Origin of the sequence: Mycobacterium sp., assembly GCF_032161845.1 — a bacterium.
Lineage (GTDB): Bacteria > Actinomycetota > Actinomycetes > Mycobacteriales > Mycobacteriaceae > Mycobacterium.
In genome coordinates this window covers 18,500-29,787 of sequence record NZ_JAVRQA010000097.1, presented here as the reverse complement: position 1 = coordinate 29,787, position 11,288 = coordinate 18,500, and the positions used below count along the sequence as shown (strand labels likewise).

General features: G+C 66.6%; 10 protein-coding genes. 4 read left to right on the top strand and 6 right to left on the bottom strand.

The features are described 5' to 3' along the window. From QOD90_RS05915 to metG, 4 genes are all read right to left on the bottom strand, one after another. Window positions 1-735, bottom strand: a 735-nt coding sequence (locus QOD90_RS05915; RefSeq protein WP_526347610.1) for a chorismate-binding protein, incomplete at its 3' end; no start/stop codon positions are given. A 23-nt stretch (window positions 736-758) separates the two neighbouring features. Further along, window positions 759-1,664 (bottom strand): RNA polymerase sigma factor SigJ, encoded by a 906-nt coding sequence (gene sigJ / locus QOD90_RS05910; RefSeq protein ID WP_526347608.1) that lies wholly within the window; start codon window positions 1,662-1,664, stop codon window positions 759-761. After that, window positions 1,661-2,866 carry an NAD(P)/FAD-dependent oxidoreductase gene (locus QOD90_RS05905; protein WP_526347606.1) on the bottom strand — a complete coding sequence of 402 codons (1,206 nt, stop codon included), beginning with the start codon at window positions 2,864-2,866 and terminating at the stop codon, window positions 1,661-1,663. The genes sigJ and QOD90_RS05905 overlap by 4 nt, the downstream gene beginning before the upstream one ends. 84 nt (window positions 2,867-2,950) lie before the next feature. Then, entirely contained in the window at window positions 2,951-4,507 is a 1,557-nt protein-coding gene (metG, locus tag QOD90_RS05900) for a methionine--tRNA ligase (protein ID WP_526347614.1), read from the bottom strand. Between the two features lie 44 nt (window positions 4,508-4,551). Between metG and QOD90_RS05895 the strand changes: the two genes are divergently transcribed. The 3 genes from QOD90_RS05895 (at window position 4,552) to rsmA (ending at window position 7,527) form a co-directional block, all read left to right on the top strand. Then, window positions 4,552-5,394, top strand: a complete 843-nt coding sequence (locus QOD90_RS05895) for a TatD family hydrolase (RefSeq protein WP_526347604.1) — start codon at window positions 4,552-4,554, stop codon at window positions 5,392-5,394. 103 nt (window positions 5,395-5,497) lie between these two features. Beyond that, a complete protein-coding gene (locus tag QOD90_RS05890) occupies window positions 5,498-6,625 on the top strand; it encodes a transglycosylase family protein (RefSeq protein ID WP_526347602.1) in 1,128 nt (375 codons plus the stop codon). Further along, a complete protein-coding gene (gene rsmA, locus QOD90_RS05885) occupies window positions 6,622-7,527 on the top strand; it encodes a 16S rRNA (adenine(1518)-N(6)/adenine(1519)-N(6))-dimethyltransferase RsmA (RefSeq protein ID WP_526347612.1) in 906 nt (301 codons plus the stop codon). The genes QOD90_RS05890 and rsmA overlap by 4 nt, the downstream gene beginning before the upstream one ends. Before the next feature lie 4 nt (window positions 7,528-7,531). Here the strand turns inward: rsmA and QOD90_RS05880 are convergent, their stop codons facing one another. Together QOD90_RS05880 and QOD90_RS05875 are read right to left on the bottom strand one after the other, a co-directional pair. Next, window positions 7,532-9,037 (bottom strand): amino acid permease, encoded by a 1,506-nt coding sequence (locus QOD90_RS05880; protein ID WP_526347600.1) that lies wholly within the window; start codon window positions 9,035-9,037, stop codon window positions 7,532-7,534. 89 nt (window positions 9,038-9,126) lie between these two features. Further along, window positions 9,127-9,912: a serine/threonine-protein kinase gene (locus QOD90_RS05875; protein WP_526347598.1), complete on the bottom strand. Its 786-nt coding sequence runs from the start codon at window positions 9,910-9,912 to the stop codon at window positions 9,127-9,129. A gap of 158 nt (window positions 9,913-10,070) precedes the next feature. On the opposite strand from QOD90_RS05875, the gene QOD90_RS05870 reads away from it, so the two are divergent. Then, on the top strand, window positions 10,071-11,045 hold the full coding sequence (locus QOD90_RS05870) for a 4-(cytidine 5'-diphospho)-2-C-methyl-D-erythritol kinase (protein WP_526347596.1): 975 nt from the start codon (window positions 10,071-10,073) through the stop codon (window positions 11,043-11,045). Window positions 11,046-11,288 lie beyond the last annotated feature (243 nt).

Sequence of the window (11,288 nt, the reverse complement as noted above, 5' to 3'; positions counted from 1 at the left end):
CGATTCGTCGAGCGGCAGCGTGCCCTTGATGGGGCTCGACACCAGGGTCTCGCCGACGCGGCTGAGGAACAGTTCCGGGGACAGCGAGGCCACCGCACCCCATTCGCCCGAGACGAACGCCGCCCGCGCCGGTGCGGTGCGGGTGACGGCGTCGGCGAAGAAGTCGAGGGGTGCGCCCGTCACCGTCCCGATGATCTGGGTGCACACGCACGCCTGGTACACCTCGCCGGCGGCGATGGCGTCCAGACATGCCAGCACGCCCTCGCGGTGCGCATCGCGGTCGGCCTCACCCCACGCGACGTGGCAGACCGAAGGCGGTGGGTCGGCAGCCAGGGCGTCGACGAGCCACGGCGGGGCCGATGCATTGGAAAGGCTTTCGTACCACCAGGTTCCGCTGGAATCCTGGCGCAGGACGTCGTCGGTCCAGCCGCCTGCAGCTTCGGGGATCCGTGGCCCAAGGCCGTCGCGGCCGGCGTCGGGATAGGAGAGGTAGCCGATCCAGCCGCCGCCGATCGCGTCGCTGCGGGTGCCCGGGTCGACGTCCTGCCCGACGCTGAAGGCGCCGATGGCGGGAACCGGTTCGACGGCGACGCTTGGCACGATGACCGCACGGGAGCCGAACCAGTTGCCGGTCAACGCGGCGGGCGGCGCCAAGCCGAGCCGCGTCGTCGCGGCGGCCACACACCGCAGCACCTCCGGGGCGCTGCGCGACAAGGCGATCCGCTCGACCCGCACCGCCTTAGCTTGTCAGACGCCGGTCACCGCGCAAGCTCCCGGGCGACGTTCACCCCACCAAGCTTCTCGGGATTGCGCATCGCGTAGAAGTGGGTGATCAGACCGTCGGTGATCTCGACCGAGATGATGCCCTCGAGGCTGTCGCCGAGGTAGAGCACCAGCGCGGGTGCGCCGTTGTAGAACGCGCGCTCGACCCGGCCGTCCTCACCGGCGAAGCGGATGAGTCCGAGGATGACCCGTGCGACGCGCTTCGCCCCGAGGATCGGACGACGCGCAGCGCTTGCCTTTCCGTCGCTGTCGGCGGTCCACACGACGTCCGGTGCCAACATCGCGACGAGGGCGTCCAGGTCACCGGTCGACGCGGTCGCAAAGAACTGCGTGGTGATCTCGAGCGACTGCTGGGGGTCGACGGGCCCGAATCGCTTGCGCCGCGACTGCACGTGTTCGCGCGCGCGATGCGCCATCTGACGCACCGCCGCAGTGGACTTGCCCAACGTCGACGCGATTTCGTCGTGACCGAAGCCGAATACCTCGCGAAGCACGAACACGGCACGCTCGTCGGGGCTCAGCGTCTCCAGCACCACCATCATCGCCATCGAGACCGATTCGGCGAGTACGACGTCGGTGGACGCGTCGGTGGAGTCGAACAGCAGCGGCTCGGGCAGCCAGGGTCCGACGTAGTCCTCGCGCCGACGGGCCTGAGCCCGCAGCGCGTTGAGCGCCTGCCGGGTGACGAGCTGAGCGAGATACGCCTTCGTGTCCTGAACCCCTGCGAGGTCTACTTCCGCCCAGCGCAGGTAGCTCTCCTGCAGCACGTCATCGGATTCCGTTGCCGTGCCCAGGATTTCGTAGGCGATCGTGAACAGCAGTGGCCGTAGGTTGGTGAACCGCTCGGCGTGCTCGCTGTCGTTACCCGGCGCGGCACTCATCGGGTCAACGCCTCCTGCCCGGCCGCGGCGACGTGCTCGGCACGCTTGCCGCCCTTGATCAGGAAGTAGGAGCCCGGCTTGCGGGCCTCGAGGCCCAGCTGCCAGACGGTGCCCTTGCAGACGGCCTCCTTGATCGACGCCGCAGTGCGACCGCCGATGAAGAGCGACGTCGGGCGGTCGTCCAGATGCGACACCTGGATGGCGCCCGCCCTGCGGCCAAGGCTGACGCACTGGCCGACGAAGGCCTGGTTCAGCTGGGCGGGCTCGATACCCGCGATCCGGCTGAGCACGGTTTCGGCGGCCCGCACGCCGAGCGGCATCGCAGCCTGGCAGCTCATCCGCAGTGGCAGGTTGGATGGTGCGGACGCATCGCCCGCGGCCACGATGTAGGGGTTGTCGACACTCGTCAGAGTCTCGTCGGTCAGCAGTCGCCCGATCGCGTCGGTGGCCAGGCCACTTCGCGCCGCGAGGTCGGGCACGCCGAAGCCGGCGGTCCAGATCGTCACGACGGCGGGCAGTTCACGGCCGTCGGCCAATTGCACTGAATCCTTGCGCACCTCAGTGACTTTGGCACCCGGCCCGTCGACGACCGTCACGCCGAGCTTGCGCATCCGCTTGGTCACCGACCGGCGCGTGGACTCACTGAAGTACGGGCCGAGGACGTCGCCACACACCAGCGTCACCGCCTGACCCTCGGTGCCGCCCCCGCCGACCCACCCGCAGGCCAGCTCGGCCGCGACCTCGATACCCGTCGGCCCCGCGCCGACGACCACCACCGGTGCACTGGGGTGAACCTCGGCCATCGCCGCGCGCAATGGCTCGGCGTGCTCCAATTCGGAGATGGGATAAGCGAATTCGGCGGCTCCAGGAACGGTCAGCGCGGCGCCCGTGCTGCCGACGGCATAGATCAGGTAGTCGTAGCGGACGGTGTCGCCCGAGCCGAGAAGCACCGTGCGCGCTGCCGCGTCGATGAGCTCCGCGGTGTCGATCAGCAGGCGGACGTCGTCGGAGAGCACGTCCGCGTAGTCCACCACGGCGTCATCGGATCCAGTGATGAACTGGTGCAGCCGGATCCGCTCCACGAACTCGGGCCTCGGGTTGATCAGCGTGATGGCGACGTCGGCGTTCAGACGAAGGTGGTTGGCGGCGATCACGCCGGCGTATCCGCCACCGATGACGACGACGTTGGTCTTCTTGGCCATGAGAACTCCTTTGAGGTAGGGATCTGACCTCAAGACACCAGAGACAGCCGAAGTGTGACACGTGGCAGGCGAATGTGGCGCAGCTCACTCCACGACGTAGCGCGGGAACACGCCTTCCGGCTTGGGCAGCGGGGTGCCTGGCGCCAATCGGGTGGCGATCGCCGTGAATTCCCGCTGGTCAACGGGCTGACCAAGCAGGTCGAGCAGCTTGGCCGCGGAGTCTGGCATCACCGGCTGGATCAGCAGCGCGGCGACGCGCACGACCTCCAGCGTCGTGTAGAGCACCGTGCCGAATCGATCCTGGTCGGCCGTGGCAGCGGACTTGCGAAGCACCCACGGCTCCTGCGCGGAGAAGTAGCGGTTGGCCGCGCCGAGCATCAGCCAGATGGACTCGAGCGCGAGGTGCATGGCGGGCACCTCGAACTGGGCGCGGACCTTTTCGAGGAGCCCGTCGGCGTGTGCCAACAGCGCGGTGTCCTCGTCGGTGAACGGGCCCGGCTGCGGGACCACTCCGTCGAGATTCTTGTTGACCATCGACAGCGAGCGCTGCGCGAGGTTGCCAAGTTCGTTGGCCAGGTCGGTGTTGATCCGGCTGACGATGGCGTCTTCGCTATAGCTGCCGTCCTGGCCGAAGGGCACCTCGCGAAGGAGGAAGTAGCGCACCTGGTCGAGTCCCAAGGCGTCCACCAGCGCGATGGGGTCGACGACGTTGCCGATCGACTTGCTCATCTTCTCGCCGCTGTTGAGCAGGTGTCCGTGCGCGAAAACCCTTTTCGGCAAAGCGATTCCGGCCGACATCAGAAAGGCCGGCCAGTACACGGTGTGGAAGCGGATGATGTCCTTGCCGATCATGTGCAGGTCGGCGGGCCAGTAGCGGCGGAAGGCCTCGGATTCGGTGTCGGGGTAGCCAGCACCCGTCAGATAGTTGGTCAACGCATCGACCCACACGTACATGACGTGGTCGGGGTGGCCGGGCACTGGCACGCCCCAGTCGAACGTGGTGCGGGAGATCGACAGGTCGCGCAAGCCGCCCGAGACGAAGCTGACGACTTCGTTGCGTCGAACGTCCGGCCCGATGAATTCGGGATGCGCCGCGTAGTGCGCGAGCAACCGCTCGGTGTAGGCCGAGAGCCGGAAGAAATAGGTCTGCTCCTCGGTCCACGTGACGGTCGTGCCCGTCTCGGTGGAGATCCGGGTGCCGTCGGCGAGTTCCTCCAGCTCGTCGTCGGTGAAGAAACGCTCGTCGCGCACCGAATACCAGCCGGAGTACGAGTCCAGATAGATGTCACCGCTGGCGTTCATCGCGTTCCAGATCGCGATCGACGCGTCGACGTGATCGGCGTCGGTGGTCCGGATGAAGCGGTCGAACGAGATGCCGAGCTTCTCCTGCATCGCCTGGAAGGCATCGGAGTTCCGCCGGGCCAGGTCAGCTGTCGGAATGCCCTCCGTCGCAGCGGTCTGCGCCATCTTGAGGCCGTGCTCGTCAGTGCCGGTCAGGAATCTGACGTCGAACCCGTCGAGGCGCTTGAACCGCGCGATGGCATCGGTCGAGATGTATTCGTAGGCGTGACCGATGTGCGGGACACCGTTCGGGTACGCGATGGCGGTGGTGATGTAGTACGGGTCCCCGGGGGTGCGCATCCCTGCGCCGGGGGAATCGATGGGGCTCATTTGGACTCACCTTATTGTGTGGTGTGAGTTCTAGACGCGAGAGGCCGCCTGCGCCAGAACCCCTCGCCCCCCTGATCGACGCCCATACGCACCTCGATGCCTGTGGTGCCGCCGACGCCGACGACGTGCACGCCATCCTCGACAGGGCCGAGGCGGTGGGCGTCAAGGCCGTCGTCACGATCGCCGACGATCTCGAAGCCGCCCGCTGGGCCGTTCGCGCGGCCGACTGGGATCCGCGGGTCTACGCCGCCGTGGCCCTGCACCCGACCCGCGCCAACGCGCTCACCGATGCCGCGCAGGCGGAGATCGAAGGGCTGGCGGCGCATCCGCGCGTCGTCGCGATCGGCGAGACCGGCATGGATCTCTACTGGCCCGGCAAGCTCGACGGGTGCGCGGAACCCGCCGAGCAGCGAGAGGCGTTCGCCTGGCACATCGACCTGGCCAAGCGCACCGGCAAGCCGCTGATGATCCACAACCGCGACGCCGACGCTGCCGTCCTCGACGTGCTGGCCGCCGAAGGTGCCCCGGCCACGGTGATCTTCCACTGCTTCTCGTCCGGCCCCGAGATGGCCCGCACCTGTGTCGACGCCGGCTGGCTGCTTAGCCTTTCGGGCACCGTCAGTTTCCGCAACGCCCGTGACCTCCGTGAGGCCGCGGCCTTGATCCCGCCGGATCAGCTCCTGGTCGAGACCGACGCGCCGTTCTTGACGCCGCATCCGTTCCGCGGGGCACCGAATGAGTCGTACTGCCTGCCGTACACCGTGCGGGCATTGGCCGAGGTGGTGGGGCGCCCCGCGGTCGACCTGGCTCGCGAGACCTGCGAAAATGCGGTTCGGACCTACGGATTCCGCACCTGACCGCGAGTTGCTGCGACAAGGGGAGTTCGTTACCGTCCTGTGATAGAAGCGGTCGGCCCAGGATCTTCGCTGGTTGCCGACGGATTAGTCGGGAAAGTTTTCGTTGAACTACTTGCATAGGCTCCATGAAGCGCGTTCGCCTCACCTGCGGCTTCTGGTCGCGACCCTGCTCGCCGCGCTGACCTTCGCCGGTGGGTATGCCGTTGCCGCCCACAAGACCGTGACGCTGGCCGTCGACGGTGCCTCGGTGACGGTCTCGACGATGAAGTCGCACGTCATCGACGTGGTCCGGGAGAACGGCTTCGACGTCGGTGAACGCGACGACCTGTACCCCGCCGCCAACGACACCGTCGAGCAGTCCGAGACGATCGTGCTTCGCCGAAGCCGCCCGCTGCAGATCTCGCTGGACGGTCAGAACAGCCGAGAGGTCTGGACCACGGCGTCCACCGTCCAGGAGGCGCTCGCCCAGCTGTCGATGACCGACACCGCGCCCGCCGCGGCGTCTCGAGGCAGCCGAGTGCCGCTCGAGGGCATGTCACTGCCGGTGGTCGGTGCGCGCAACGTTCAGATCAACGATGCCGGCGTGATCCGGACTGTTCGCTTCGCGGCGGCCAACGTCGCCGGTCTCCTCGAAGCGGCAGGAGTGCCGCTGCTGCAGAGCGATACCGTCGTCCCGGCCGCCAACTCGCCGGTGATCGATGGAATGCAGATTCAGGTGACTCGGGTCCGTGCCACCAGGATCACGCAGAGAGTCCCGCTGACGCCGGACAACAAAGAGGTCCCCGACCCCACCTTGAACATGAGCCGACGGGTCGTCGACGACGCGGGAACGCCAGGCATTCAGGACGTGACGTACACCGTCGCGACGGTCAACGGAGTGGAGACGGGGAGACTGCCAGTAGCCAATGTCGTCATCGTTCCGGCCCGCGCCGGCGTCACTCGCATCGGCGCAAAACCCGGCACCGAGGTGCCCGCGGTGGCTCAGGGCGAGACCTGGGACGCCCTGTCGCGGTGTGAAGCCGGTGGTAATTGGGCTATAAACACTGGCAACGGATTTTACGGTGGCGTGCAATTCGACCAAAACACATGGGAGCGCAACGGGGGATTGCGGTATGCTCAGCGGGCTGATCTTGCTACAAGGGAAGAGCAGATCGCGATTGCTGAGGTCACTCGGGCGCGCCAAGGGTGGGGCGCATGGCCCGTGTGTAGTGGAAGGTTGGGTGTGCGCTGACGATTCGGCTCCTCGGGCGGACCGAGATAAGGCATCTGGCGAAGGAACTCGAGTTCCGGCCGCGAAAGGCGTTTGGACAGAACTTCGTCCACGACGGCAACACCGTTCGTCGCATCGTGTCGGCGTCCGGCGTCAACCGTAATGACGTGGTCCTCGAGGTGGGTCCGGGTCTCGGTTCGTTGACCCTGGCGCTCCTCGATCGTGGCGCAAAGGTAACCGCGGTCGAGATCGATCCCGTCCTGGCACGTCAGCTTCCCAAGACCATCGCCGAGCATTCCCACAGCGAAATCAACAGGCTCGTCGTGCTCAACAGCGACGTTCTCAACCTGATGCCCTCTGACCTGGACGAGCAGCCCACCGCGCTCGTCGCGAACCTGCCATACAACGTCGCGGTGCCCGCGATCCTGCACCTGCTCGCTAAGTTCCCCACGATCCGGACCGTCATGGTCATGGTTCAGGCCGAGGTCGCCGAGCGACTCGCCGCGGAGCCTGGCGGCAAGGACTACGGCGTGCCGAGCGCGAAGGTGCGCTTCTACGGCAACGTGCGTCGCCACGGAATGGTCTCGCCGACGGTGTTCTGGCCGATCCCGCGGGTCTACTCGGGTCTGGTCCGCATCGACCGCTACGAAACGTCCGCGTGGCCTACCGAGGAAAACTTCCGCAACAAGGTCTTCGAGCTCATCGACATCGCGTTTTCGCAGCGCCGCAAGACTTCTCGCAACGCGTTCGCGGCGTGGGCGGGATCCGGCAACGAGTCGGCCGAACGGCTGCTGTCAGCCAGTATCGATCCGGCCCGCCGCGGTGAAACGCTCGGCATCGCCGACTTCGTCCGGTTGCTGCAGCGTTCCGGGCAGGCCGACGACGCTCCGCGGCCGCAACAGCCGAACATCCGGGTTTACTGAGCGCTCAGCTCTTCTCGTCGGTGTTCTTCGCCTTGTTCACCAGTTCGTCCATGAGTGGTGTCTCCGCGTAGACGGGGTAGTTGCCCGTGATCCCGACGCGCTCCTGCGCCACCGCGAGCACCCGGCCGCGAACCGCGTACCAACCGCCGACCAGTGCGGGCACGATGATCAGTAGCGCAATGAGATTCCAGATGTTCTCCCAGCACATCAGCACCGTCACGGCGACGAGGAACCCCAACGTCGCGTAGCTCGTGTACGGCGTGCCGAACAGCCGGAACGCGGGACGTTCCAAGATCCCCTTCTTCGACCACCGGTAGAGCTGGATCTGGCAGATCACGATGGTCGCCCACGACGCGATGATGCCCAGCGCCGAGAGATCCAGCGCGATGTTGAACGCCTCGGCAGGCACGACGAGGTTGAGGAAGACGCCCACGACGGTGAAGCAGGCGGTCAGGGCGATGCCCGCCCACGGGACCCCCCGCTTGGACATCTTGGAGGTGAACTTCGGCGCACTGCCGTTCATCGACATCGAGCGCAGGATGCGGCCAGTGGAGTACAGCCCGGCGTTCAGGCTCGACAGCGCGGCCGTCAGCACGACGAAGTTCATGACGTCGCCGGCGGCGGGGACACCGATGCTCGAGAAGAACGTCACGAAGGGGCTGGTGCCCTGCTTGTACGACGTGTACGGCAGCAGCAGCGCCAACAGGATCAGCGAGCCGACGTAGAACACCGCGATCCGGAAGATGACGGAGTTGATCGCCTTCGGCATCACCTTGGCGGGCTCGGCGGTCTCGCCTGCCGCCGTGCCAACCAATTCGACTGCGGCATAGGCGAAGATGACGCCGGAGGTGATGACCACCAACGCGAGCAGGCCGTGCGGCAGGATGCCGCCGTTGTCGGTGATGACCGACGGTCCGGTGCTCTGACCCTCGACGGTGAATCGGCCGGCCAGGAAGACGATTCCGACGATCAGGAACGTCACCAGCGCGACCACCTTGATCAGGGCGGCCCAGAATTCCATCTCGCCGAACCACTTGACCGAGATCATGTTGATGCTGAGCACGATCACCAGGGCGATGAGGGCGATGGTCCACTGGGGTATCGCGCCGAAGGCGCCCCAGTAGTGCATGTAGAGCGCGATGGCGGTGACGTCGACGATCGACGTGCACGCCCAGTTGAAGAAGTACATCCACCCCGCGACGTAAGCGGCCTTCTCGCCGAGGAATTCGCGTGCATAGGAGACGAACGACCCCGATGAGGGACGGTGCAGCACCAGTTCGCCGAGGGCCCGCAGAATGAAGAACACGAACAGGCCGCAGATCGCGTAGACGATGAAGAGGCCGGGCCCGGCGCTGTGCAGCCGGCCGCCAGCGCCCATGAAGAGTCCGGTGCCGATGGCGCCGCCGATCGCGATCATCTGCAACTGGCGCGGTTTCAGGCCCTTGTCATAGCCCTCTTCTTCGTGTGCGAGCGCTGAATTGTCGTATGCGGTCGGAGATTCCGTCGTCATTTGTCGAAGTTAGCCGTCAGCGGGCTGGGGCGCCGCCGGGGGCGGTAAAGGTTGAGTTAAGGAAACGTGTTGCTGGCGTTATCGCTTGCTCACCCGATCGCGCGGGTGACCAGCGCGACGAATTCCGAGCAGGTCTGATACCGCAGATCTGGCGTCTTCGCCATCGCCTTCGCCAGGATCGAGTCGAACGCGCGCGGCATCCAGTCGATCCGCCTCGAGTACTTAGGTGTGGGGCTGTTCAGGTGGGCGTTCACCAGGGCCATCGCCGTCGGCGCGGTGAACGGTGGTGAGCCGGTGAGGAGTTCGACCGTCGTGCACGCCAGCGCGTATTCATCGGACGCCGCCGAGGGGGCGTGCCCGTGCAGCACCTCCGGCGCCGCGTACGGCAGGGACGCCTCGATGTGCGTCGGTCGGCGGGAAACCCTTTCGGTCAGCGCATGGGCGATGCCGAAGTCGGTGAGTATCGCACCACCCTCGGAAAAGGTCTCGCAGACAAGGATGTTCGACGGCTTGACGTCAGAGTGCACGATGCCCAGCGTGTGCGTGTGGTCGAGCGCGTCCGCGATCTGGGCCAGGGCCGCCAGCCGGTCGGCCCTGGTGTCCAGATTCAGTATGGTGCCGCCACCGATCAGTTGCATGGCCAGCCAATCGGGCCCGCATGCGTACATGGTCACCACGTGGGGATGGGCAGCCCGGCGGGCAAACTCGAACTCGCGCTGCAGCCGGCTCATGTGGGAGGGGGCGTGGTGGCGCTCGTCGAGCACCTTGAGTGCGACGGGATCGGTTGGCGTCGCGGCGCGGTGGGCACGATAGACCGTGGCGGAGCCGCCATGGCCGATGAAGCCGTCGACCACGTAATCGTCGAACGTGTCCATCAATGCCAGCGTCCCCGTGATCCTTGACACACCTTTCGAGCAAACACTAGCGTGAGCCTTCTGCGGTATCCGGGCAACGGTTGCCGAGCGGCGGGATCACCGAGGGGTATCTCACCACTTCCGTACCTGTCGCACGTGCGCGACGTTACTGTCGTTGCGTGCCCCAGTCCGACACTGCCGCCGAGTGGGTCTCGACTGGGTCCGTCACGGTCCGCGTGCCGGGCAAGGTCAACCTGTATCTCGGCGTCGGTGACCTTCGCGACGACGGCTACCACGAACTCACCACGGTGTTCCACGCCGTGTCGTTGTTCGACGAGATCACGGTGCGCAACGCCGACGTGTTGTCGCTCGAGCTGTCGGGTGAGGGCTTCAGCGACGATGTGGCCGCACTGCCGTTGGATCATCGCAATTTGGCGTGGCGCGCCGCCGAGCTGATGGCCGAGCACGTCGGGCGTGCGCCGGACGTGGCCATCTCCATGGAGAAGTCGATCCCCGTCGCGGGTGGCATGGCGGGCGGCAGCGCCGACGCCGCGGCCGTACTGGTTGCCATGAACGCGCTATGGGAGCTCGGGGTGCCTCGACGAGACCTGCACGCGTTGGGCGCCGAGCTCGGCAGCGACGTGCCCTTCGCGCTGCACGGTGGCACCGCGCTGGGCACCGGGCGGGGTGAACAACTGGCGACGGTGTTGGCGCGCAACACTTTTCACTGGGTGCTGGCGTTCGCGAATAGCGGTCTCTCGACGCCGAAGGTGTTCGCCGAAATCGACAGGCTGCGGGCCGACGCGAGCCGAGAGCAACCACCGCGACTCGAGGATCCGGAGCCGTTGCTCGCGGCGCTGGCCTCGGGGGACCCGGACGAGCTGGCACCTCTATTGGGCAACGATCTCCAGCCCGCTGCACTGAGCCTCGACCCCGGGCTGCGGCAGACGCTGCGTGCCGGTGTGGACGCCGGGGCGTTGGCGGGCATCGTCTCCGGTTCCGGGCCGACGTGTGCGTTCCTGTGCCCGTCGGCGGGCGCGGCGGTCGACGTCGGCGTTCAACTCGCCGGGGCCGGGGTGTGTCGCACGGTTCGCGCGGCGAGCGGCCCCGTGCACGGCGCCCGTGTCGTCCCGGCGCCGTCGAACACGGTGTGACCCACGCCTCAATCGGCCGGTAAGTTTGGTAGTTACTTAAGAGTCTCTTAAGATGATCGACGGTGACAACGAGCGGTTTCAAGCGCGACGCGACGACTTCCCCCACCGCGGCCTTCGGTGGGAGACCGATCAGCGGTGACACCGGTTGCGCCGGTCTTGCTCAGGCAAACTCAACCGCATTCATTTCGAGACGAAACCGCACCCCAATCGTGTGCGCGTCCCTCGTGGGACGCATGCGCAAAC

What these genes read in the sequence shown, in the direction of transcription:
- sigJ (WP_526347608.1), bottom strand. Translation starts at nt 1,664, where the DNA reads ATGAGTGCCGCGCCGGGTAACGACAGCGAGCACGCCGAGCGGTTCACC.
- QOD90_RS05905 (WP_526347606.1), bottom strand. Translation starts at nt 2,866, where the DNA reads ATGGCCAAGAAGACCAACGTCGTCGTCATCGGTGGCGGATACGCCGGC.
- metG (WP_526347614.1), bottom strand. Translation starts at nt 4,507, where the DNA reads ATGCGCACCCCCGGGGACCCGTACTACATCACCACCGCCATCGCGTAC.
- QOD90_RS05880 (WP_526347600.1), bottom strand. Translation starts at nt 9,037, where the DNA reads ATGACGACGGAATCTCCGACCGCATACGACAATTCAGCGCTCGCACAC.
- QOD90_RS05875 (WP_526347598.1), bottom strand. Translation starts at nt 9,912, where the DNA reads ATGGACACGTTCGACGATTACGTGGTCGACGGCTTCATCGGCCATGGC.